Genomic DNA, 22349 nt, shown 5'->3' with positions numbered 1-22349 from the left:
TTTGCACTGAGGGTGTGGTGGTTCATTTAAAAAAATCGTGCTCTTTAAAAACTGAATTTCGATTGGCTCGCTTTTCCTCTTGAAGGGTATTTTGGGCGGGCGTGTTGGGGATAGTGTTGGGGATAAATAAAAAAGGACTCAACCAATTTGGCTAAGCCCTTGATTTTCCTTGGCGGGCGACCCGAGGATCGAACTCGGGACCTTTGGTTCCGGAGACCAACGCTCTATCCACTGAGCTAGTCGCCCATTGCTGTGGTTGATCTTTCCCTTTATATTTGAAAGATCTCGAATTTCAATTTGGTAACATATGAACATTGCGTTGTCAATGAATTCATCGGCCGGTGCGGAATAAGATGCATCCATTGCAATGGATATGATGGAGCTTATCGGCGCGAAGCGATGGCTGCGTCGTGAATCATTCGGCCATGATTTCCGGGCCGCGGGCGCAGGAGGGTCGCAATTCTTCCGGACTGGCTCCACGTATATCCTTGATTAAGATGTCAAATTCGGCCGATGTGCCTGCCCTCGGGTCGTTGAAATCGGCCACGATGACATCGTCCCGGAGCTCTTTCACCAGAAATTGCACCAGGGTCATCTTTTTCATCTCGCGATACATTTTCCCTTCGGCGAGGCGTGTCTGCTTGTAATCCTTTCGTGGGAGTTCGCGCACCAGCGACGGATCGTGATGGCCGTACAATTCTTCAGGGGGGACATATACATGGATACGGTCCCCACATTTTTTATTCTGCAAGGCGCTTTCGACCGAGGGGTACTGCGCGTCTATGCCAAAAACAAACCGTGACGTCTGTGGGGGCAGTTCGGCAACCTCCCCATGGGGGCTTGTCGTACGTATGCTGAATTCTATGGTCACCATCATATGCTCTTTCACCTGGGACATGAGCAGCTTCTCCTTGTTTATCCGATCATTCCTGAACAACCGTTTTTTGTACCAAGCTAAGTGTTGCCATGGTGTTGTCAATAAAGCCGGCGATCCTCCGGCTCGATCCTGTCAAGGCATCCCCTCTGCAATAAAACTTGCTCTAATTCGAAATTGGCGTTAAGCAATGAACTGCTGGCCCGCCGGTCTCCCAGTTTGCTCATCGTGGGTTGGGCGATCGCTTGCGGCCATCGACAATCACCGAAACGTCAAACACTTTACCCTTGAAGATCGATTGAGTCATGTGTTTTATGGAAGCAGATAAAGGCGTCGTCCGGCATACCTTCGAAAACCTTTCCCGGATCTCGGGCCTGGTGCATGGGGTTTTCACCCGCCATGGAGGTGTGAGCGCTCCTCCCTTTGCATCTCTCAATGCAGCCTGGAATATCGGGGATTCTCAAGATGCCGTGCGGGAAAATCTTTTGCGCATCAAAACCGAACTGGGTTTGAAGGAACTCGTTGCCGGCCCCCAGGTGCACGGAGACACCATCCATGTGATCGATGAAGATGCCTTGTCGAGCGCCGAAGAGCGGCCACCCGTGCGGGTGACTCCTCCCGGAGACGCCCTCATGACGCAGCTTCGTGGAGTGGGATTGATGATCAAGGTAGCGGACTGTCAGGCTATTTTTCTGGTGGATCCCGTCAGGCGGGTGATTGCCAACATCCACAGCGGATGGCGGGGGAGTGTATGCAATTTGGCGGCAAAAACCGTCCGATGCATGCATGACCATTACGGTTGCCGCCCCGAAGATATGCTGGCAACCATCGGCCCTTCATTGGGGCCCTGTTGTGCCGAATTCAAGAACTACCGGAAGGAACTGCCCACTGCGTTCTGGCGCTATCAGGTGAAGGCCGATTATTTTGATTTCTGGGCCATCAGCCGCGATCAATTGATCCAGGCCGGATTGCGCGATGAAAACATCGAGGCGGCCGGGCGGTGCACCGTGTGTGAAACGAATCATTTTTTTTCCTATCGCGGGGAGCGCACAACGGGGCGCCTGGCGGCTGTAGTGGGGTGGAAATCGTAAATCGCGCTTGTGTCACATGTCATTTTTAAGGAATACATTCCATGTCTAAGTTTTTGGAAGAAGCCCTTATCCTGGAGCAGCGGGAGGTCGCGCAGCAGACCTACCGTCTGAGGCTTCGGGCCGGACGGATGGCTGAAGCGGCTTGTGCCGGGCAGTTTTTCATGCTTCAGGTGCGTGAGGGTATGGACCCCCTTTTGCGGCGCCCCTTTTCCTTTCATCGCATCCATCCCGGTGAGGGGAACATCGAGGTGCTCTACAGGGTTGTGGGGCGGGGCACGTGGTGGTTATCTCGGTGCGCTCCGCAAACACGTTTGAATCTCCTCGGCCCACTTGGAAACGGCTTTCAACTGCCTCGAAATGCCGGCAGCCCCGTCGCCATCGTCGCCGGCGGCATAGGAATCGCTCCCCTCTGTGAACTCATTCACCGGCTCCTGGCCTCACGCGGCACGCTCGAAGCTCGAGACATCCATCTCTTCTACGGAGCGCGCTCCGCCGGGGAGCTCCTCCCGGAAAGCGACCTGGAAGACCTCGGAATTTCGGTTTACCGCGGTACGGACGACGGCAGCCTGGGGTATGACGGTTTCGTCACGGATCTTTTCCGAAAAACGGCAGAAGAAAAGCATATAAAACCTTCCGTCCTCTATGCGTGCGGGCCTCTCGCCATGCAGTATCACGTGGCGAGGTGGGCTCTTGAACACCGGGTTCCTTCCCAGCTTTCGTTGGAATCTCTGATGGCCTGTGGAATCGGGGCCTGCCTCGGGTGCGCACTGCCCGCTTCGGCACCGGCAGGTTCCACGGCGGACCACTACGTACATGTCTGTAAAGACGGACCCATATTTGGAGCGGAATCCATTCAATGGCACAAAATCCAGACGCACGGGGCGCCGCCCCCGATCTTTCTGTACAGCTAGGGCCTTTGCGGCTCAGGAATCCCGTGATGGTGGCTTCGGGCACCTTCGGCTACGGGGAAGAGTACGCCGATTTTCTGGACCTGACCCAACTGGGGGCTGTGGTGGTGAAGGGCATCTCCCTGGCTCCGCGCCCGGGGAATCCTCCTCCCCGCCTAGTGGAAACCGCGGCGGGGATGATCAACGCCATCGGGCTTGAAAACGTGGGGGTGGATGTTTTCCTGGAGTCCAAGCTGCCGTATCTGAGGGACCGCCACGTGCCGGTGATCGTGAATATCTTCGGGAATACCCTGGAGGAATACGCGGAATTGGCGGCGCGCCTGGACGGCGTGCCGGGGATCGTCGCGCTTGAAATCAATATCAGCTGTCCCAATGTAAAAAGCGGCGGGATGATTTTCGGGACCGACCCCGCCATGGCGGCCCGCGTGGTCGATGCGGTCCGGCGATCCACGACGCTTCCCCTCATCACCAAGCTGACTCCCAATGTCACCCATATTGGAGAAATCGCCCGGGCGGCGGTAGGGGCAGGGAGCGATATGCTCTCTTGCATCAATACCGTGGCGGCCATGGCGGTGGATATTTTCACCCGCCGACCCAAACTGGCCAACATTTTCGGCGGACTTTCCGGGCCGGCCGTCAAGCCCATTGCCCTGCGCTGCACATACGAAGTACTGCAGGCCGTGGATTGCCCGGTGATCGGCATTGGAGGCATCGCCACTGCGACGGACGCGCTGGAATTCCTTCTATTGGGAGCCAGGGCCGTCCAGGTGGGCACGGCCAATTTCATTCAGCCGGCGGTAACCGCAGAGATCCTTCGGGGGATGGAGCTCTTTCTGCGTGTACAGAAATTGCAAAGCGTGGAGGAATACATCGGGACTCTGGATCGCCAGTGTTTGTTCCCCTTCGCTGAAATCGCCTGCGGGATGACGGATCTTCCGTGATTTCCGAGAGGCTGACTTCCTTCGAGGTCAGTCTTGTGCCAGGAATGCTTCCCCCGCCCGGCGGCATTCATCGAGAGCGGTGGGATGTTTGAGGACGGCTCCCCTTTGATCGAGTTCCCGGAAGCAGAGTTCCCCGGCGTAGTCCATGTTCAGAGCATCGAAAAAGTACTTAGCTGTGAGAATCGCGCACTCGAAAAGGCGCTTCCCTCTTGTTGCCCCTGCACTCAGGAGGAACCCCTTTCGACTCTTTCGCGGAGCCAGCTCCCGGCCTTCTTTTTTAGCCAGGTCCTGGAGCATGAAGGATGCCTGGGAGCGGTCTATCAGAAGCTTCAGCTGTCCTGTGACCCCGTAAAAGTAAATGGGGGAGGCCACCACGATGCGGGGAGCGTTTTCCAGGATCGGATAGAGCCCGGTCATATCGTCTTTTTGTATGCAGGTTCCCTTTTTATCGCAGTGCCCGCACCCCAGGCACCCCTTGATGTTCAGGTCACGCACGTAGATTCTCTGGATATCGCCCCCGGCGGCTGCGGCTCCCTCAAGAAATGCGTCCAGCATGAGATCGGTATTTCCCCCCTTGCGGGGCGATCCGTAAATGCCCACTACCTGCATAAGCGAACCCTCCTTTCCTTAAAAAAATCCCATGAACAGCGAAACTTTACAGCTTCCCTCTTCTTTGGTACTCTACCAACGATCTTCTGCCTCCTCAACATGAATTGTTCCCGGTGGATGCGGGTGAATCCATATTTCTCTCTTTTGGGCAAAATATCCATTCACCGACCTCCATGAACGGAGTGGTCACAACGAAAGATAAAGAAACGGCAAAGAGATGCAAGGCAACAGGGAAGGCAGGAAAGGCTCTTGAAAAATACCGTTACCATGAGCCATAAACCATGACAGCCGGCCTTTTGTCGGGAGGGCAACATGACGGATTGTATTTTCTGCAAAATCGTTCGAGGTGAAATCCCGTGTGCTAAACTTTATGAAGACGACCGGGTGATCAGCTTCCTGGACATCAACCCCATCAACCCGGGCCACGCACTGGTTCTTCCCAAGAACCACTACGCCACTCTCTTTGAAGCCCCGCCCGAAGAATTGCACGCCTGCATTGCAGTGGCCAGGCAGGTGGCCAGGGCGATTCATCGCGGGATGGGAGCGGATGGGCTCAATCTGATTCAGAACAACTATCGGGCAGCGGGGCAACTCATCGATCATGTTCATTTTCACCTGATTCCCAGAAGCGTGGGAGACGGTTTTTTCACTTCATGGCCCGCAAAGGCATATCCCAAGGGGGAATTGGAGAAGGTCCTGGAAAGGGTCAAGAAAGAACTCTGATTGGCGGTGAAATACCACGGTACTTAGGTTGCAAAACGGAAGGGAAAACGGGTGGACCGAAACAGCCGATGCAAATCTCAAAATCCATAATCCCCCGTGTAAATATCTACGAGCTGGCTGTTTTCAAAACGCAGTATGCGTACAAATCTTGTCGGTCCGGAACTATAGACCCATTCTTCAATGAGGACATAAACGACGGCGCCAAAAGGGATGCGGGTTTGAAGAGAACTGTCCCAGTTTCCATAAGGGACGCCGAAAACCCGCTCCAGACGCTTTTCTTCCCATACTTCCGTGAAGTCTGGAGGTCCACACTTTTGCAAGACTTCCCATTTCCGGTCACCGATATGAACAAGGTGTGTTCCACACCGGAAAGCGAAAGAGTGGCTTGGCGTCATGACGGCGAGCAATAATAAAAGCATGAAAAGGAGGGATATTTTTTTCATCGGATATGCCTTTCCCCAGAAAATACGGATATACGGATTCGCCGGGGCTCAAGGGATGTCTATATGAAAAAAAGCTCGTGGTTCATAGCTCATGGTTCATCAATAACATCGCTTTGCAAGAGCGTTTCCCATTTTTCACATTGCTTTGCATCTGAAATATACCATAAATACTCCAACCCCAATGTTCAATGGACCTGCTCCGGTCGATGGGATGCGTTTTTGCTCAAAATGAGAGGGAATGGGAATCTTGGAGAACAACCGCATGGTCTTTTGGGATGAAGTTTCAGCACCCATTTGCTGCAATTGACTTGCGCCGGGCTGGAGTGATATAAGCGCTGCTCCGGTTTGCTATCTTTTTCTATGGGGTCTTCGGTGCAATTTCTTGGAATAGACTGATGAAATGAAAAAATCGTTTATCGTTTTTACCGTGATGCTCCTGGGAACATGGATTCTCCTGTCCTGCAGCGCCTATTCAAAGACTCTTCCGGCCTATCCTCGCGGTCATTCTTTTGGGGAAACCCAGCAGATGACGGGAGATCTCGGCCAAGATACGGCGCGAAGGCTCTTTGAATTGGTCCATCGGGAAAACAGGGGGCTGAGGTGGAATGAATGTCTGTCGCAAAAAGCGTATGAGCGTGCCAAGTATCTGGTCAAGAACAAACGCTTTTCTCACAAGGACCCCCGCACCGGAAAGAATCCCGCATGGGACATGTTGAAATCCTGCTGCAACTTTAGATATGCCGGTGAAAATCTCGTGAGGGGCGACCTGCCTGCCGAATCCCTTCATGAGGCATTGATGGAAAGCCCTTCGCATCGCAAGAACATTATGGATCCCAATTTTGACCTGCTGGGTATCGGGTGCTATGGGGACATCTGTGTTCAGCTTTTTGCAGGCTTTTGATTGATTTTGAAAACCATTTCTTGATTCCTCACATGTCACGCCAATCCGCGATGCCCTGGGTTTCTTTGAAACCCGGCCGCTGCCGCAGTTCGTCCTTCATTCATAGGTCCGAATGCGCAGTCCACTGTGTTCGATCAAAAAAAGACTGGTTCTGTCGTAGGGGTTGTATTCGACAACGACCACTTCTTGAATTCCGGCGTTGATGATTTCACAGAGACAGGACTTGCAGGGAAGAATATCGCACGAGAGATACATGGTACTTCCGAAGGTCGCTATCCCCTGCCTGGCTGCGTTGTTGATACAGTTGACCTCCGCATGGCTTGCAATGCAAAAATGCAGCCCCTCGCCGCTTCCAAACCCCATGGCCCGCCGCGGGCATATGGTGGTATCGTATTCTCTCGGGCCGTTGACTTTTTCTAGGCTCTCCAGCAGATAGGCATCGCAGGTATACCTTTCGTTGCAATGAGGAACTCCACGCGGAGGGCCGTTGTAACCGGTGGATATGATGGATTTGTCCTTGACCAGGATGGCTCCTATTTGCCTCGAAAGGCATTTGGATTCCGATGCCACTGCCTGGGCGATACGCAGGTAGTATTGATCTTTGCTCAATTCTGTTTTCTCCTCGCAAGTAGCGTTTAACATAAAGCATAAATCTTTTGCTCACGTTCAATCAACTGGCTTTGCATGAAAAACGGGGAAATATTTTCTTTGCGAATGTTTTCCGGATATATCCAATATAAGTCTTGCAAACAATGGGACGCATGTGAGCCCCGGTAGCCGGAAGCTCACATGTTTGATGAGAGACAAGGATTGATTATTGGAATTCACCAGTTCCCCTAGAAGCTGAACTGCCCTTTCACCATGCCGGCAACCACGTCGTCGTTGCTGTCATTGCCCAGTGGATTGATGACATACTGAATGTCCGGGGTTATGGCGAAATATTCCGATAGAGCGATGCGATAATAAGCTTCCAAATGATATTCCGTTCCGTCGTGTTTCAGATCGTCATTGGCTTTGAGGCCCGCGACTCCGAGACCGATTTCGTCATCGCCCCGGCAGGGTATGATTCCCTTGAGGTTGCTTCCCACGGACCAGAACCAGGGGACTTCGTAGACTTCGTCGTTTTGGTATCCCAGGCGCGCGAACAGTCCCACCTTTTCATGGACGCGCTGATCCAGGCTCAATCCCACTCCCCAACCTCTCTCGGTACTTTCGCCTGCAACATTCGGGTGCTGATAGGTGGCTCCCCAGCCATATGTAGTTGCCCTCTAATCCGCAGAATTCAGGCGAGTAGGTCATCTGTCCTGCAAGGAACGGGGTATCGAAGATGTCTTCATATCTGCTTTTTTGCTGATCCTCCTCGAGCCGGGGCCGTGAAGAGGACTGCACGAGAAAAGTGAATGTCAGTTCCTTTAGAGGTGAGACGCCCAAAGCCAGCAGGGGAGCATATTCGTCTTCGCTGTCGAATACCGGATTGTTGACGAAAGGCTTTCCCACAAACTGTGTGTATTCGTCATTGGCAAAGGCGTTGTCGTCGATGAAAACGACCTGCTCGGTTTTGCCGATGGAAATGAAGAAACGATTCTCAAAAAATTGCTGCGTGTAGAACGCTTCCAGGAGACTCACCCCCTCATCACCGACATTGTCATCTGCAATAGTGTTGAGATTGGCGAAGAGTGCACCGTTATCGGAAAGGTCCTTGTCGGCACCGTCTCCCTCGCCGGCATGGGCCCTCATAAAAAATTCCCCATTCTTGAAAGGCTCGAACGTGAGTTCGAGATCTGCAGCAAAACCGGCTCCGTTGGCGTCTTTGAAGTCCATGCCTTCAATGTCTACACCATTGCGTCCCTGATAGTATCCCACCGCTCCACCATGTATGCGCAATGTGCCCAGCTTTTCCTTGATGGTTTCCTGAATGCTTTTCAGTTCCTCACCGCGCAGAGGGGTGCCCTCCGATTCGTTCGCGGCGGTGGGCTGGGGAGTTCCTTCCGTTTCTTGTTCACCTTTCCGTATTGCTTCCAGTTCTTCACCACGAACGGGCGGTGGAGTATGGGATTCTTTCTGAGCAGAAACAGAATCGCTCCTGGCTTCCTGTTCACTCAGCTTGGCCTCCAGTTCCTGAACTTTCCGCTTCAAGGCTTCCAATTCCCTGAGGATTTCCGAATCATCCGCCCAAACAGTACCCGCTCCCGTACTCAGCAAGATCACAATGAAAACCCATAGCAGCTTACGCACCTTTTGATCCTCCCTTTTTTTGAATTTTGCAGCCTTATTTCCCCTCCCCCCAAAACAAAAAGGCCACGAAGGCTTTTAACCCCCTTGTCGGCGGTTGAAAGCCTTCGTGGCCTCATGCAGTGCATTCTGTATGGAAAACCTACATATATTGCCTTCTGGCAAATAAATTGGCTGGATATCTATCAGTATATTGAATATGGGTCAACATAAAACATATGGCCATGAAAATTAAGGTCATGGCATCATGAAGATCTAAATTCAAGGGGCGGAGCGGACCCAGGAAAAGTATGAGAGGTGGTTAGATTTAATTGAGTACGGCTCTTTTGAAGCGGCTGCAGGAAGGAGTTGCATCCTCAATTTTGCGGGTTTTTTGGGAGCGGCTTCCAGCCGCGAGAGGGGTGAAACCGACCCAATAGATTTGAATACCGGTTGCCGCATTAATCTGCGCTATTTTGTGAAGGCTTCTCCACTTGCTTCCGAACCTTTTGCACGTAAGCCCGAATGTCGCATTTTCTTTCCAGGCCGGATGCGGACATGTAGCGTATTTTTCCGTATATGGGGCGTTCTTTCCAGGGGCGGTCATGAAGGCCAAGGATCCAGGCCACACCGGCGTATGAATTCGGGTCCCGACCGTCCAGAAAGTACTTGTTGTTGAGGGTCAGTGTGGTCAAAAAAGCTTCCTCGGGAGTGCGGCTCCATTCCAGGATCTTTTTTCCCCAGTACATGCGCATGCTGTTGTGCATATAGCCGGTGATCTTCATCTCTTCCATTGCCGCGTTCCAGTATTCGTCGTGGGTTGCGGCTCTCTCCAACTGGCTTTGCGTGTAGAGGTGCTCGCGTTTATCGCCCGCATGATCCAGCAGGGTCTGCCTTGCCCACTCGGGGAGGCCGGAAAAGGCGTCGTAATCGGGGTTGTAGTGAACGAAGTTGATGGCCAGTTCCCGCCGAACGAGAAGCTCTTCCAGGAAGGCTTCCCTGCTTTCATCGGATGTGTTGGGTGCGTTCCTGGCTCGAAGCGCCAGGTAAAGAGGGGAAATTTGACCGAAATGAAGATATGGGCTCATGTGCGACACGTCGTCGGTCTGGGGCTGATTGTGATGGGCTGCGTACCTTGAGAATCTGTGCTCCAGGAATTCCTGGAAAAAACGCCTGGCGGCTCTGGCGCCTCCAGGAAAGTGCGGGCTGACAGGGGATACCGTTCGATCTATTTTGAGTTGTGCCAGTATCTTCGGCAGATCGTTGAGGTCGACTCCATCCAGAGGCATCCCGAGGGATCCTTTTTGCAGGGGTGTCGGAGCCGGTTCCTTGAGATAAGAGTCCATATGCCGTTGAATTTTCGGACGAATGGTGCGTGCCGCATATTCGGCCTTGTTCGATACTATTTCCACTGGAACGATGATGTCCGATTCCACCTGCATGACAAGACAGGGCGCCTGCTCGGCTACTTTTTCCCGCCAGGCTTTCTGATGCCTCAGGTAGCCGCGGTCGCACACGATGAGGGAAGCCTTCCGCCCGAGGTCCATGGCGATATCGAAGGGGTTGCCGAAACGCACCAACAATAGTATGCCTCTTTCGGCCAGGGTCTCCCGTGTTTCCTTGAGGCCTTCCAGCATGAAGGTATAATGTCTCAAGTTCGCTTCGGGATATGAGTCCATGAGTCCAAACGCGGCCAGGCATGGCTGACCCAGATCGTTGGCGCGTTGTATTGCATATTCAAGGGCATGATTATATTCAGCTCTTTGCGACTGCTGCATCCAGTAGAGGACATAATCGCCCCTTTGAACATTGCGCTCATTGAGTTGTTGAATGCGTTCGGGCTCAATGCCTGGGCTTGCCATTTCTTTTCTCCTCAAACTTCGAGTATAGATGTGCCCATGAACAGTGCCAAAGCTTGAAAGGAGCCGGCGATGCAAACGAAAGAAGACGAGAAGGTATGCGGCATGTGCGGAGAACGCGAGTTTTTCACCACCTGCTCGGGATGTGGAATCCCCTTGTGCCGGAAATGTGCCCATCTTGAATTACATGGGCATGGTTGTGGCACAGTTATGATCCTTTATTATTGCCGGACGTGTGTTCAGGATCCATATATGAATCCCAATGCCATGCTTCGTGAACCGGAAAAGTGATGGGCTGTCCCTTACGGAATCCTGCTCCGCAAAAACAAAGAGCCGGAGGTTCACTCCGGCTCTTCTATTCTTTGCAAGCTAATAGAATCTTTTAAAGTTCTACTAGAGTTTTCTCACTCTTACGGCTTGAGGGCCCTTGGCTCCTCTTTCTTCATCAAAGCTTACACGGTCGCCTTCCTGCAAGCTCTTAAAACCTTCACCTTCGATGGCGCTGAAATGAACAAATAATTCTTTTCCACTGTCATCCGCGATGAATCCATAGCCTTTTTGATCATTGAACCATTTCACTCGGCCTTCCGCCATTTTCAATTCCTTTCAAATCTTTTGATACATGTTGTTTTTACCGGTGCGTTACTTTGAAGCTAGTCTGGAAGCGCTCTGTTCATTGCGAAAGACCGATTTCCCAAATAACCCAAAATATCGTACTTCTTGAATCTGGAAAGTATTATAAGCCCTAAACACAAAAAGGCAAGTCGAGAAGAGCAAAAGCTTTCACCGGCGCGTTTAAAAATGGCCCGGAGTAGCCTTGCGAGCAATGAAGTAATGCTAAAAAGCTTCTTGCTCGAATACTTGATTTTTGTTTTCTTTTTCAGAAAGCTTTAAAAAACAGATTGTCATTTGAAGATGTGGCTGTATAATAAAAACTTAATTGTTTGAGACCTCGACGAAAACGGTTTTGCGGACTGTTTTCGCTTTTTTGCATTAGCAAATTTAAGTTCCATCGATCACTGACCCCTTGCCTTTTGATTTCTTTTCCTCTACGGCAGCACATTTGGTTGGCGACGATGTTTCATGCCAGTCCTTTCAATTGTGTTGTAGCCGCAAGCGCTTTTCGTGGCGCGGGTTTTCCTCTACAGCCTGGTAGTCTCAACCCCAGAATGATTTTCTGTTTCTCACCCTCCGTTTCTGCGTTTATGGCGCAAAGATTCAGGCAAGCCATTTTGCGTCAAGCGATGGGATTTCCCTTGAACCGCTGGAGCGGCCTGGTTTTGATTCAGAAAGGATTAAGGATTTTACACTTTATGTCTTTTGAAGCACTGCAGTTAGCACCACCCATTCTCAAAGCTCTCGCCCAATGTGGCCATCAAAAACCGACTCAAGTCCAGGCTGAAGCCATCCCCAAGGCCCTTGCGGGACATGATATCATCGCCTCGGCGCAGACCGGCACCGGGAAGACCGCCGCTTTCGTGCTGCCCGCCCTCCAGAGGTTGTCCGTGGATAACCCAGGGCACAAATCCGGTCTCCGCGTTCTCGTGCTTACTCCCACCCGGGAGCTGGCGGACCAGGTGACTCAGGCGACGCGCACCTACGGAAAATACCTGCGAGTGAAAAGTGTCGCCATTTTCGGCGGCATGCCTTTTGGCGAACAAATCAAGGGGCTTTCCCGAAGGCCGGACATGATCGTTGCAACTCCGGGTCGGCTCCTGGACCATATGGAACGTGGCCGCATCGACTTGTCCCAACTCGAAATGCTTGTCATGGATGAAGCCGACCGTATGCTCGATATGGGGTTTATTGATGACGTCAAAAGAATTTCGTCCACCGTGCCCAAGAGTTGCCAGATCCTTCTCTTTGCAGCCACAGTGGGAAGCGAAATGACCAGACTCGCCCAGGGGCTCATGAAAAATCCGGAAAGGATTCAGATTGCCCCCGGTGAGATCACGCATGACAGGATAGAGCAGCGATTGCATCTGGCGGACAATCTAAACCATAAGAACCGTATGCTCCAGCATCTCTGCGCGGACAGCACTATGACCAGGGCGATCATATTTTCCGCCACCAGGCGGGATGCCGACAGTCTGGCCCACGCCCTCAACGCACAGGGGTACTCTGCGGCGGCCCTTCACGGGGATATGACCCAGAATGCCAGGAATCGCACCATGCTGAACATGCGCCGCGGAAAAATCAGGCTGCTGGTGGCCACCGATGTCGCTGCCCGTGGGTTGGACGTTACGGGGATCACGCATGTGATCAACTTCGATCTGCCCCGCTTTGCCGAGGATTACGTCCATCGTATCGGTCGGACGGGCCGTGCAGGGAAGTCCGGTATTGCCATTTCTTTTGCTTCCCGCGCGGACCTGCCTTACCTCAACCGCATCGAGCGCTATATGGGACAGAACCTGCCGATGAGCGTGATTCCCGGTCTGGAGCCGGCGTATCCCATGCAAAGACAAGGGAGTGACCGGAAGAATATCCGTGATGGCGTGCACGCCAGGGGGAGGGAAAGCCGCGGCAGAAATGCCAGATCCCAGAACCGTCCCTTCAGTTATAAAGAGACGGACAAAACCGGCGGATATTCGGGACTCGAAAAGCGCGGTGCAATCAAACGAGATAGGGATGTGACGGTGGAATACCGAAGCGGCAGATCCGCTCTTGCAGGCCGGACTGAAGACCCAAAGCCGAAGAAACGAATTTTTATGTAGGAAATCGAATGGGTGGAAGATGCCGGTCTATCGAAGTACTGCATGATAGAAAATGTCACAGGGTAGAGGGTATCGAAGCTCATAAAGAATGTTGAAAAAATTTATTATGGCAATCAGGATCTTTTTTCTTGTAATCGTATGACCTTTATGTATATACGTGGTAGTAACAATGCCTATCTAAAACGAAAGAGAAAAGCCAAACCCATTGTAAAGTGGGGACGGAAAGCCACGGGTCTTTGAGGAGACAGCCGGGTTGCCTTGGAAGAGGTCGCCCGGCTTTTTGTTTTTGTACTTGCCAAACAATACCTTGATACAGCTAAAGCCAAACCCATTGTAAGGTGGGGACGGAAAGCCACGGGTCTTTGAGGAGACAGCCGGGTTGCCTTGGAAGAGGTCGCCCGGCTTTTTTGTCTTTGTGTGTGAAGTGGTCCAGGCTTGTCTAATTCTAGAAGGGGATGAATCCCGGATTTGGAAAGGAGGACTGGTATGAAGAACACATTGAGACTCCATGTATTACTGGTTTTTTTGTTGATTCTTTCTGCTTGTGCTACCGTGAAGAATCAAATGAATGATTCAGACTTTATGGCTCAGAATCAGCCCGTTAGAGAATTAAAAATCCTCGTCGCTTCGGATGGCAGCCATACCAGAGATCAAATAGACCAATTTCTTCAGGAATGTTCCGAGATATTCCGTGAGCAGGTTGGGATAACGTTCATTCCCTTAAAATATATTTGGATCCAATGGGAAAATCGAGATGTTATCCCAATGCTCGAAGAACTCGCAAGATCAACCGAAGGGTATGAATTTGATTTGGCCATTGGGTTTACCAGATGGACGACAGGAGAACTTTTGACAAGGAATCTCGTGGGGGCCTGGGAAGGATGCATCGACGACACATACAGGCGATATATTGTAGTCAAACATCTGGACAAGCGCACGCTGCTGCATGAAGTAGGGCATGCTTTTATTTTTTCTCACGCACATAGCAATTCAGGTTTAATGATGCCGGTTTCTTTCCAAATCGTGCCTTTTATTCCCATAAAATTCGAGAGCATATACCTCTCTTCAGAGGATCGAATTGAAGTACTGAAGAACAAAGGACGGCAGTTCGCCCAAATCCCTATGATCGCATCAAGAGAGCACGTACTGGCGAAGACAACTCGATCTCGCCCTAGCCCACTTTGGCCCGAAATTAGATAAACGGATTGAATGCCGGTGAATTCATCGCAGAGGTTTCCACTTGGGTAAGCTCTCCAATTTAGCTGTAATTTTGATGGATTTGTAAAAAGTCGTTGCCCCGGTGAGACCTGGGTCCAGGAGTTTTGTAAGCCACTAAAAACACTGGATACCGGTTTTCACCGGTTGCAAACTGAACGGATAGTTTTTGTCCAGCACGAATCCGAACAAAATCGCCAGCTCCCATATCTTCGGCAAGGTCAATTGAATATCATGAAAAATGTTGCGTTGCTTTTCGCGACACTGGCGCAAGAGTTGCTTGAGGAAAGCCGATCGATTGACAATGCCGGTGCCTTATGATTTAAGTGCAATACAGTTCAGGTAAGGAATCCAATTATAATTTTCGATGCGGCGATGCCAGCGCTGAAGCCATTTCAGCAACTATCAAAAACGCTAAGTGACCGCATTTTCCGCTTAACTGAACTGTATTGGATTTAAGTGTGCGTTCAACGGGATTGGCTGCCAAATTTGTACGTGTTCTAAAGAGCGATCTTTGTTGTGAATTTTTCTCTCCCATTTTCCAACGGCACCATCCAGCAAGTTATCGCTGCACGTTCCGACTTCCCAAATTTCAAATCAATGTGAAAAGGTAAAGAATCCCATGGCAATTGGCAATAGCAGTTTTGTCAGGTTTCATGCGCGCTACACCTCCTTTATCGCTCTGCTCTTCTCATTGCTTATGGCGGTTTTCATTTTTCTTGCCATCAATCAGTACAAGCTGAATACGGTACATGAAAAGGAACTTCTTCAAAATCACTTCAATGAGAAGGTCTCTCATCTCGATAGCTTGTTGACAGAAGTCACTCTGCTCGTGGATGCCCTGAGGGTATCTGCAGAGGCGGATTTGAAAGAATCTCGACAACTTGAAATACCTATCCCGCCCCAGGCCTTTGCCTCTCTTGTTGAAGACCCTTCAGAGAAGAGTTTCAACCTGGATGTATTACCGCCGGCCTTGAGGAGAGAAGAGGTCGGCAATCTTACGGGTGAGGGATCGCTTGATAAGCGGTCCCGTGATTTCTACCGTGAAGTATACATGGCGCTGCGTCTCACTCCCCACTTCCATGCCATTGGGAGCTCACTGAAGAATGCCGCCTGGATTTACTATATTTCAGGCAATAGATTCGTCAATATTTACCCATGGATACCTTCTCAGGAATTTAATTTTTCTCCAGACCTCTACCGTCATGAGTTTTACCTGTTCGGGCGGCCTAAAAACAATCCGGAGCGTGATCTCTTTTGGACGGAAATCTATGTTGATGAATACGGAAAAGGCTTGATGACCACCTGTGCGGCCCCGGTTTACGATGGAGACCGGTTCACGGGAACGGTGGCAATCGATTTGACCGTGGATTTCCTTAATTCCATCGTCAAGGGATTTCACCAGGGCAGGGGAGAGATGTTCGTCATAAACGACCGAGACCAGCTTGTTGCTCATCCGACTTTGATTTCCTCTCACGACAAACGGACAAAAGGTCTGGGAGAGGCTTTTCAACTCCTGGGTATGAAAGCGGGTGGCATCCTGGACGGTATTCCAGATCAGGTGATCACTGCGACTGAAAAAGGGATCATCCTAAAGAGCCATCTGAAAAAGGCTCCCTGGCAGCTTGTCTACCTCGAACCCCATAGATCCAAGTGGACGGCCATCAATGAAAATACGAGCATCGGGTTGCTCCTGATCCTGGTAATGATGCCGGCCTTGGTTATCGTTGTATTGATAAGTTCCCACCGTTTTTTCATTGTGCCCGCGGAGCAATTCGCCGGCTACATTATGGCGCGAAGCCTTGATGAACCTTTCGCCCTAAAACCTGCATTGCCGAAACACTGGAGACCCTGGTTCGATGCCGTGAAAAACGCGTTCCAGGAAAACGAGGCTCTGACAAGCGAAATTCAAAAGAAGAAGGATGAATTGGAAGCCCGGGTGGAAGAACGCACGCGAGATCTAGCCGTTTCCAACCTGCAGCTTCGTAAAGAAATTGAGGAACGCAAACAGGTCGAATCAGCCTTGCGGGAAAGCGAAGAAAAGTATCGCCGGATCTTTGAAAATATTGTCGATGTCTATTTCGAAGCAGACTTTGATGGAGTCATTCGGGAAGCCAGTCCCTCAATTGAGAAGGTCCTGCAATTCAAGCGCGAGGAGTTGATCGGGCGTTCCATTTACAGGGTTTATAATGATCCCGGCCAGAGGGAGCAGTTGATGAGAGCGTTGCTGCAAAAAGGCCGATTGGCCGATTTTGAGGTGATGATGCGGAGCAGGAGCGGCGCCCGTATTCCATGCTCGCTGAACGCCATGGTTTTATATGACGAACAGGGCAACCCTGTCAAAACCATAGGATCCATACACGATATCAGCCAAAGAAAACAAGCGGAGTCCGAAAAAAAGGATCTTGAAGCCAGGCTGCACAGAGCGGAAAAAATGGAAGCCCTTGGGACTCTGGCCGGTGGAGTGGCTCACGATCTCAATAATATCCTCAGCGGTATTGTAAGCTATCCCGAACTCTTGCTGCTCGATCTGCCGGAAAGCAGTCCACTGCGTAAGCCGATCCAGGTCATCAAGCAATCGGGTGAAAAAGCCGCAGCCATTGTCAATGACCTTTTGACGCTGGCCCGGCGTGGCATCGTGACAAGGGACATTCTCGAATTGAACTCCATCATCAATGACTACTTACTCAGCCCGGAATACATTCAACTCAAATCGTCCCATCCCGACATCCATTTCACTATAGATCTCGAACCGAATCTATTGCCGCTTTCTGGGTCTGCGGTTCATCTCTCCAAAACCATCATGAATTTGGTCAACAATGCCGTCGAGGCGATCCACGGAAAGGGTGCTGTCGCTGTCTCAACGAGAAATCAATATGTCGACAGCGCCATCGGGGGCTATGAAAAGGTGGATGAAGGTGATTATGTGGTTTTATCGGTGAGTGACAATGGAGAGGGAATCCCGCCGGGGGATGTGGAAAAGATATTCGAACCATTCTATTCCAAGAAGAAGATGGGACGAAGCGGCACCGGCCTGGGGATGGCGGTGGTTTGGGGCACGGTGAAAGATCACAGGGGATACGTGAATGTGGAAAGCGTTCCCGAAAAAGGCACTACAATTACCTTGTTCTTTCCCGCCTCCCGTGGAAACATTTTGCAGCTTCCTGTAGAGCCGTCTCTCGACATTTACCGGGGCTGTGAAAACATCCTGGTGGTGGATGACGCCCGGGAGCAGCGCGATTTAGCCCGGTTGATGCTGACTCGATTGGGCTATACCGTTGTGGCGGTTCCGAGCGGGGAAGAGGCGGTCGCTTATCTGGAAACCCACCAGGCAGACCTTGTGGTGTTGGACATGATCATGGACTCGGGCATGGACGGATTGGATACTTACAAAAAGATTCTAGCTTTTCATCCAGGCCAGAAAGCGATCATTGCCAGTGGCTTTTCAGAAACCGACAGGGTTCGCGAAGCTCAGAGACTTGGAGCAGGAGCGTATGTGCGCAAGCCATACCTGCTGAAGGCGATTGGTCAGGCTGTGCGGCAGGAACTCGACAAATATGTTCACAATGGCAGGTGTAGCCGGTGAAACACCCACCTGTACTAGAATAGTTCTCCTGGCGAGGAGTTCCATCGTCCTGAAGCCGCGCCAATAGACACCGTCGTGTCGGCGCAGGCGATATGGGTTATATTTAGGGTAACCGTTCACTTGTATTTGTATATCCGCAGATGTTGCAAAAAAGGGGAAAAGAGCATGTTTTAAAATTTCCCTTGTTTTTTGCGCTCCCTGCATCCTTTGCGGTAAACGGTTACCGCTTAAACCTCCCTCGGCTGGCGTATGGAATTTCAGTCAGTGAATTGCCAATAGATGGATGAAAGAATGAGTCTGCAACCCAAAAAGTCATTTGCGATGGTGGATTATGAAAGGTGCAACCCCGGGAAATGTAATCCTGGAAAGGGGGTTTGTGTGGCCGTATCGGCTTGCACTCATAAAGTTATCAAACAGATAGATGGTGTTTTTGAACCACCGATAATTTTTCAAGACATGTGCATGGGATGCTGGGAGTGCATTAAGGCCTGCCCATTGGATGCTATCCAAATGAAGCATGTTACCTAGTACTGCCCGGCGGAAGTCCCTCTGCAATTTTTGAATGCTCAAATCCTTTGCCGGGGCCGAAAGAACCGCTGGGTTCTTTCGGCCCCGGCTGTACCAGGTTTTGTTGACATGTGCCGGAGAGATGCATCTCTTGATCGCTTAGTGGTGTGGATGACAGTATGGCGGATAAGGGCTGGGCGTCTCGCCTTCACACCCGAAACGGTTTGGACCGGTCTCCATATTTGCCTTATAAATGGCGCCGCCGGTGCATCCAAAAGACAGCAAAATGAGAAGCAAAAGCGCGAAAGATAAAACTTGTCTTATGTTCATGGTCGTGACCTCCTTATCATGGATTACATATCTTTACCGTTTTTTCATCTTTTCTTGAGACCACTCCATCATCGAGGGGATAACTGAAGGGCTTGGCCGAAAATTAAGAACTAAAACGTCATGATGCCATATTTCCTTTGGCTAAAGTTCAGCCAATGTCTTTCGGTTTTGACTTTCCAGGACATGCCATTCAATTGGTTCAGGAGGATTACTCTCCGAAGGGACGATTCACCAGGTAGATCCCTATAGCCACCAGGGTAAGTGACAACAGGAGCATTGCCGTGATGGGTTCATCCAACAGTACGCCTCCGGCGATCACTCCGAACAGGGGTGTGAGAAACGTGAACGATGCCAGGCGGGAGGCCGGATATTTCTTGACAAGCCAGAACCAGGCCAAGTAAGTGATGAACGCGATCCAGACGGATTGGTAAATTAGACTACCTGCAATCACTGGAGTTATCTGGACGACGCCGGATTCGTGCATGCACAGGGATCCCAGCGGCAGAATCATGGCGGATACGCTAAGCTGATAGAGCAGGGTTTTGCTGGGCGAGATTCGGGAGAGTGGACCGGCTTTGATCAGAACTGTCGTTGCCCCCCAGAACACTGCCGCACCCACAAGCATGCCATCGCCGATCAGCATGCGGACGGAAGGAGACTGCAACGATTCGCCAACAGCAGCAAACACACCGCAAAAGGCGCAGCAGAGACCTGCTACCTGAGTTTTTCTCAGAGATTCGCCAGGTATGAAGAGCTGGGCTCCCAGAGCGACAATAAAAGGTGAGGTGTAAAGAAAGATTACTGCGCGGGATGCAACGGTGAACTGGAGCCCCCAGTAAATCAGGATGAATTCTGCCGAAAAGAGTAGACCCGCTCCAATGCCCCACCAGAACGTGCCGTCTTTGTTCAGAAACGCCTTCCTGCGAATAACCATCCAGATCCACACCAGCATGGCGGCACCGGCTGAACGAATTCCAGCCTGAAGAACCGGGGATATGCCAACATTGGCGATCTTGATGGCTACCTGCTGTAACCCCCAACTCGCGCAGAGCACCACTAAAACTAAAATGGCCTTGGAATCCAGCACCTCAACTCTTCCGTTCAAAGCATTTTCCTTTAGCTGGCTAAAACGGCTTCCCGTCGCAGGCCATAGCATGTTGCGGGGGATACCCGCCATATTTCGTGTATCGTTAGTAAAAACCTTGGTCCCGGTATACCGGGGTAGTGTCCTATCTTCTATTATGCTAAGTACTGGTCTTCGTAATTACGCAACCGTTTATCCATTGTTTTCGTAGGAGCGGCATCTTGCCGCGACAAGGTTATGCGGTTGCCGGTTCCTGTCACGGCTGGAAGCCGTTCCTGCAAAGAAATGGCCGCATATTTACGATCTTCGGTACTAAGTTTGTTGCTCACTTTATACAACTAAAGGAGAAAAAACCGTGAAAGAAAAAGCAAAGATTGGCATAATTATCTGTGATCGGTATCGCAGGTGTGCTGGTGGGAAGTGCTTAAGATCATTGCGTAACAGAGAAGGTGCCTTTAGCCGGTACAAGAATATGGAAGTTGAAGTCGTTGGGTATACCACTTGCGATGGGTGCCCCGGCGGCAATGTTGAATATGCTGTAGAGGAAATGAAAGGCAATGGAGCAGAGAAAGTGCATCTTGCTACCGGCCTTGTGGTAGGTTATCCTCCATGCCCTTATATCACCTATTTTCATGATTTTATAAAAACGCGATATGGTCTTGAAGTCGTCTATGGTACACACCCTATACCCCAGAAATACCTTGATATGCACACTCGGTTGGGAACATGGGACGCTCCTGAGTGGAAAGAGATTATCCAACCAACATTGACCGATGAAAAGACTCGATTGGCCTATAACTAGGAAACAATGAAAGTGAGTGTATTTTTATATTATCCTCTGGTATCGGATGGCAGCAATTCTCATTTTGGGCGTCTTTCATGATACTGGCATTTGCGACATCCCCCTCAATCCCCTTTCAAAGGGGGACTTTGTTCTAAAAATTCCCCCCAGGGGGGAGGGGGGTGCAGGTTTTTCAAAATGAGAATTGCTGATCGACGGAGAGGCGACTTGACCCGGTAGCGCCCGATCCTCATCCGTTGCCGAACTGATCGGAAACATTGGTGACATGTCTATACAAACATGTGATACCCTTATTGTCGGGGGTGGCCTGAGCGGCATTTATGCCGCCTGTTTGCTCACTCAAAAAAAGGTTTCTTTTATTGTTTTGGAAGCGCGCGAACGTATCGGCGGCAGGATTTTATGCCCCGAGCATCATGGGTTTTACGCGGACCTGGGACCTTCCTGGTATTGGCCCTCGATTCATCCGAAACTGGCACAGCTGATTCAAACACTAGGTCTTGAGGGGTTTCGCGAGTTTGAAGAGGGTCTGGGCCGCTTTCAGCGCTTCGACGGTGCGGTGCAAACCGTCAGAGGGTATGCAACAGATCCGCCATCCTTTAGGCTTTGTGGCGGTATGGCGGCGCTGATCAAAACGCTCTGTAGACGTATCGATGGAAACGCCATTCTCTTGAACCACCCGGTGTGTCACATTGAAAAAATATCTTCCGGCGCTCTGGTCAGCGTTGGGCAACTGGAAAAAGATCCATGGGTGCAGTTTAGAGCCCGTCACGTCATCTTGGCCCTGCCGCCGCGCCTGGCCGCCGCCACCATTCTCTTCACCCCCGAACTGTCGTATGGTCTGACCCAGGCCATGCTGAAAATCGGCACTTGGATGGCAGGCCAGGCCAAATTCAGCGCCTTTTACGAGGAACCTTTCTGGCGGCAGATGGGCTTGTCGGGACAGGCATTCAGTGAACGGGGGCCGCTGAGTGAAATCCATGACGGCTCCAACAATGGTGCCGGTCCCTACGGCCTGACCGGCTTTGTGGGCATCCCGGCGGTTCAGCGTAACCAGGAGCCGCGGTTGACCGAAGCGATTCTGGCGCAGCTGGCCCTCATCTTCGGCCGACCGGCAGCCCAGCCGACCGCCTTCTTTTACCAGGACTGGGCGCGCGAACCATTTACCGCCACCGAGTTTGACCAGCCGCCCATGTACGAGCATCCATTGTATCACCCTCCGGCCGGCAAAGCCGCTATTTGGGACGGCACTATCCTTTTTGCCGGCACGGAAACCGCCATGCAACACGGCGGTTATTTGGAAGGTGCCCTGGTCGCTGCCGAACGCGCGGCAATGGCGATATAATTTCGATTGACGGTTGATTCTGTCAACCGGGGAATTCCCGGATTCCCACACTCAAAGTTTGACATCATGATCACGCTTACTACATGCCCACACAAGCAGGTGCACCAAATCCCCTGGGTTCCCGCCTAAAGCATGCGGGAATGACGGATTGGAAGTTGTTCGCTTTCTTGTGTGGAGCTGTACTTACCGCGAATGATGAGAATGAAGCA

General features: G+C 51.2%; 21 protein-coding genes, 1 tRNA gene and 2 riboswitches. Of the genes, 12 read left to right on the top strand and 10 right to left on the bottom strand.

What is annotated here, in order from left to right; all coding sequences use genetic code 11:
* Positions 1–170: 170 nt before the first annotated feature.
* Together QMG16_RS12995 and QMG16_RS12990 are read right to left on the bottom strand one after the other, a co-directional pair.
* Positions 171–246 (bottom strand) — tRNA-Arg (locus QMG16_RS12995).
* Between the two features lie 169 nt (positions 247–415).
* Positions 416–898 carry an FKBP-type peptidyl-prolyl cis-trans isomerase gene (locus QMG16_RS12990; protein ID WP_281794804.1) on the bottom strand — a complete coding sequence of 161 codons (483 nt, stop codon included), beginning with the start codon at positions 896–898 and terminating at the stop codon, positions 416–418.
* A gap of 290 nt (positions 899–1188) precedes the next feature.
* On the opposite strand from QMG16_RS12990, the gene pgeF reads away from it, so the two are divergent.
* From pgeF to QMG16_RS12975, 3 genes are read left to right on the top strand one after another with little or no spacing between them, the layout of a single operon-like run.
* A complete protein-coding gene (pgeF, locus tag QMG16_RS12985; RefSeq protein WP_281794802.1) occupies positions 1189–1965 on the top strand; it encodes a peptidoglycan editing factor PgeF in 777 nt (258 codons plus the stop codon).
* A 41-nt stretch (positions 1966–2006) separates the two neighbouring features.
* Complete coding sequence (locus QMG16_RS12980; protein ID WP_281794800.1) at positions 2007–2876, top strand: dihydroorotate dehydrogenase electron transfer subunit; 870 nt, start codon at positions 2007–2009, stop codon at positions 2874–2876.
* Complete coding sequence (locus QMG16_RS12975) at positions 2822–3814, top strand: dihydroorotate dehydrogenase (protein ID WP_281794798.1); 993 nt, start codon at positions 2822–2824, stop codon at positions 3812–3814. Before QMG16_RS12980 ends, QMG16_RS12975 begins: the two co-directional genes overlap by 55 nt.
* Before the next feature lie 27 nt (positions 3815–3841).
* Here the strand turns inward: QMG16_RS12975 and QMG16_RS12970 are convergent, their stop codons facing one another.
* Positions 3842–4423 carry a flavodoxin family protein gene (locus QMG16_RS12970; protein ID WP_281794796.1) on the bottom strand — a complete coding sequence of 194 codons (582 nt, stop codon included), beginning with the start codon at positions 4421–4423 and terminating at the stop codon, positions 3842–3844.
* 312 nt (positions 4424–4735) lie between these two features.
* On the opposite strand from QMG16_RS12970, the gene QMG16_RS12965 reads away from it, so the two are divergent.
* Positions 4736–5146: an HIT family protein gene (locus QMG16_RS12965; RefSeq protein ID WP_281794794.1), complete on the top strand. Its 411-nt coding sequence runs from the start codon at positions 4736–4738 to the stop codon at positions 5144–5146.
* A gap of 77 nt (positions 5147–5223) precedes the next feature.
* Here QMG16_RS12965 and QMG16_RS12960 read toward each other — a convergent pair whose 3' ends face one another.
* Positions 5224–5589, bottom strand: a complete 366-nt coding sequence (locus QMG16_RS12960) for a DUF2845 domain-containing protein (RefSeq protein WP_281794792.1) — start codon at positions 5587–5589, stop codon at positions 5224–5226.
* Between the two features lie 400 nt (positions 5590–5989).
* Here QMG16_RS12960 and QMG16_RS12955 point away from each other — a divergent pair, with 400 nt between their 5' ends.
* Complete coding sequence (locus tag QMG16_RS12955; RefSeq protein WP_281794790.1) at positions 5990–6490, top strand: CAP domain-containing protein; 501 nt, start codon at positions 5990–5992, stop codon at positions 6488–6490.
* Positions 6491–6586: 96 nt separating this feature from the next.
* Here QMG16_RS12955 and QMG16_RS12950 read toward each other — a convergent pair whose 3' ends face one another.
* The 4 genes from QMG16_RS12950 to QMG16_RS12935 all read right to left on the bottom strand — a co-directional run bounded on the left by QMG16_RS12950 (position 6587) and on the right by QMG16_RS12935 (position 10563).
* Positions 6587–7099: a deoxycytidylate deaminase gene (locus tag QMG16_RS12950; RefSeq protein WP_281794789.1), complete on the bottom strand. Its 513-nt coding sequence runs from the start codon at positions 7097–7099 to the stop codon at positions 6587–6589.
* A gap of 227 nt (positions 7100–7326) precedes the next feature.
* Positions 7327–7674, bottom strand: a complete 348-nt coding sequence (locus tag QMG16_RS12945) for a carbohydrate porin (RefSeq protein WP_281794787.1) — start codon at positions 7672–7674, stop codon at positions 7327–7329.
* Complete coding sequence (locus QMG16_RS12940) at positions 7649–8725, bottom strand: carbohydrate porin (RefSeq protein ID WP_281794786.1); 1077 nt, start codon at positions 8723–8725, stop codon at positions 7649–7651. The genes QMG16_RS12945 and QMG16_RS12940 overlap by 26 nt, the downstream gene beginning before the upstream one ends.
* A 437-nt stretch (positions 8726–9162) precedes the next feature.
* The gene (locus QMG16_RS12935; protein WP_281794784.1) at positions 9163–10563 is read right to left on the bottom strand and encodes a deoxyribodipyrimidine photo-lyase; all 1401 of its coding nucleotides are present in this window, start codon (positions 10561–10563) and stop codon (positions 9163–9165) included.
* Between the two features lie 69 nt (positions 10564–10632).
* Here QMG16_RS12935 and QMG16_RS12930 point away from each other — a divergent pair, with 69 nt between their 5' ends.
* Complete coding sequence (locus tag QMG16_RS12930; RefSeq protein ID WP_281794783.1) at positions 10633–10851, top strand: hypothetical protein; 219 nt, start codon at positions 10633–10635, stop codon at positions 10849–10851.
* 102 nt (positions 10852–10953) lie between these two features.
* Here QMG16_RS12930 and QMG16_RS12925 read toward each other — a convergent pair whose 3' ends face one another.
* Entirely contained in the window at positions 10954–11154 is a 201-nt protein-coding gene (locus QMG16_RS12925; RefSeq protein WP_281797085.1) for a cold-shock protein, read from the bottom strand.
* A 719-nt stretch (positions 11155–11873) separates the two neighbouring features.
* Here QMG16_RS12925 and QMG16_RS12920 point away from each other — a divergent pair.
* The 4 genes from QMG16_RS12920 (at position 11874) to QMG16_RS19630 (ending at position 18603) form a co-directional block, all read left to right on the top strand.
* Positions 11874–13274 carry a DEAD/DEAH box helicase gene (locus QMG16_RS12920; protein WP_281794782.1) on the top strand — a complete coding sequence of 467 codons (1401 nt, stop codon included), beginning with the start codon at positions 11874–11876 and terminating at the stop codon, positions 13272–13274.
* 185 nt (positions 13275–13459) lie between these two features.
* Positions 13460–13535, top strand: a riboswitch (cyclic di-GMP riboswitch).
* Positions 13536–13585: 50 nt separating this feature from the next.
* A riboswitch (cyclic di-GMP riboswitch) is annotated at positions 13586–13661 on the top strand.
* 99 nt (positions 13662–13760) lie between these two features.
* Positions 13761–14474 (top strand): hypothetical protein, encoded by a 714-nt coding sequence (locus tag QMG16_RS12915; RefSeq protein ID WP_281794780.1) that lies wholly within the window; start codon positions 13761–13763, stop codon positions 14472–14474.
* Positions 14475–15111: 637 nt separating this feature from the next.
* On the top strand, positions 15112–18075 hold the full coding sequence (locus QMG16_RS12910) for an ATP-binding protein (RefSeq protein ID WP_281794778.1): 2964 nt from the start codon (positions 15112–15114) through the stop codon (positions 18073–18075).
* A 279-nt stretch (positions 18076–18354) separates the two neighbouring features.
* Positions 18355–18603, top strand: coding sequence for a 4Fe-4S binding protein (locus QMG16_RS19630; RefSeq protein WP_373878678.1), 249 nt, complete (start codon positions 18355–18357; stop codon positions 18601–18603).
* Positions 18604–19120: 517 nt separating this feature from the next.
* Here QMG16_RS19630 and QMG16_RS12905 read toward each other — a convergent pair.
* Positions 19121–20017, bottom strand: a complete 897-nt coding sequence (locus tag QMG16_RS12905) for a DMT family transporter (RefSeq protein WP_281794777.1) — start codon at positions 20015–20017, stop codon at positions 19121–19123.
* A gap of 334 nt (positions 20018–20351) precedes the next feature.
* On the opposite strand from QMG16_RS12905, the gene QMG16_RS12900 reads away from it, so the two are divergent.
* A complete protein-coding gene (locus QMG16_RS12900) occupies positions 20352–20798 on the top strand; it encodes a CGGC domain-containing protein (protein ID WP_281794776.1) in 447 nt (148 codons plus the stop codon).
* Between the two features lie 265 nt (positions 20799–21063).
* Positions 21064–22140, top strand: a complete 1077-nt coding sequence (locus QMG16_RS12895; protein WP_281794775.1) for a flavin monoamine oxidase family protein — start codon at positions 21064–21066, stop codon at positions 22138–22140.
* The last annotated feature ends 209 nt before the right edge of the window (positions 22141–22349 follow it).

It is taken from the genome of Desulforhabdus amnigena (assembly GCF_027925305.1).
Lineage (GTDB): Bacteria > Desulfobacterota > Syntrophobacteria > Syntrophobacterales > Syntrophobacteraceae > Desulforhabdus > Desulforhabdus amnigena.
The sequence above is the reverse complement of the archived record's forward strand: the minus strand, read 5'-3'. Positions and strand labels throughout refer to the sequence as shown.

What these genes read in the sequence shown, in the direction of transcription:
- QMG16_RS12990 (WP_281794804.1), bottom strand. Translation starts at nt 898, where the DNA reads ATGTCCCAGGTGAAAGAGCATATGATGGTGACCATAGAATTCAGCATA.
- pgeF (WP_281794802.1), top strand. Translation starts at nt 1,189, where the DNA reads ATGGAAGCAGATAAAGGCGTCGTCCGGCATACCTTCGAAAACCTTTCC.
- QMG16_RS12980 (WP_281794800.1), top strand. Translation starts at nt 2,007, where the DNA reads ATGTCTAAGTTTTTGGAAGAAGCCCTTATCCTGGAGCAGCGGGAGGTC.
- QMG16_RS12975 (WP_281794798.1), top strand. Translation starts at nt 2,822, where the DNA reads ATGGCACAAAATCCAGACGCACGGGGCGCCGCCCCCGATCTTTCTGTA.
- QMG16_RS12970 (WP_281794796.1), bottom strand. Translation starts at nt 4,423, where the DNA reads ATGCAGGTAGTGGGCATTTACGGATCGCCCCGCAAGGGGGGAAATACC.
- QMG16_RS12965 (WP_281794794.1), top strand. Translation starts at nt 4,736, where the DNA reads ATGACGGATTGTATTTTCTGCAAAATCGTTCGAGGTGAAATCCCGTGT.
- QMG16_RS12960 (WP_281794792.1), bottom strand. Translation starts at nt 5,589, where the DNA reads ATGAAAAAAATATCCCTCCTTTTCATGCTTTTATTATTGCTCGCCGTC.
- QMG16_RS12955 (WP_281794790.1), top strand. Translation starts at nt 5,990, where the DNA reads ATGAAAAAATCGTTTATCGTTTTTACCGTGATGCTCCTGGGAACATGG.
- QMG16_RS12935 (WP_281794784.1), bottom strand. Translation starts at nt 10,563, where the DNA reads ATGGCAAGCCCAGGCATTGAGCCCGAACGCATTCAACAACTCAATGAG.
- QMG16_RS12930 (WP_281794783.1), top strand. Translation starts at nt 10,633, where the DNA reads ATGCAAACGAAAGAAGACGAGAAGGTATGCGGCATGTGCGGAGAACGC.
- QMG16_RS12925 (WP_281797085.1), bottom strand. Translation starts at nt 11,154, where the DNA reads ATGGCGGAAGGCCGAGTGAAATGGTTCAATGATCAAAAAGGCTATGGA.
- QMG16_RS12920 (WP_281794782.1), top strand. Translation starts at nt 11,874, where the DNA reads ATGTCTTTTGAAGCACTGCAGTTAGCACCACCCATTCTCAAAGCTCTC.
- QMG16_RS12915 (WP_281794780.1), top strand. Translation starts at nt 13,761, where the DNA reads ATGAAGAACACATTGAGACTCCATGTATTACTGGTTTTTTTGTTGATT.
- QMG16_RS12910 (WP_281794778.1), top strand. Translation starts at nt 15,112, where the DNA reads ATGGCAATTGGCAATAGCAGTTTTGTCAGGTTTCATGCGCGCTACACC.
- QMG16_RS19630 (WP_373878678.1), top strand. Translation starts at nt 18,355, where the DNA reads ATGGATGAAAGAATGAGTCTGCAACCCAAAAAGTCATTTGCGATGGTG.
- QMG16_RS12895 (WP_281794775.1), top strand. Translation starts at nt 21,064, where the DNA reads ATGTCTATACAAACATGTGATACCCTTATTGTCGGGGGTGGCCTGAGC.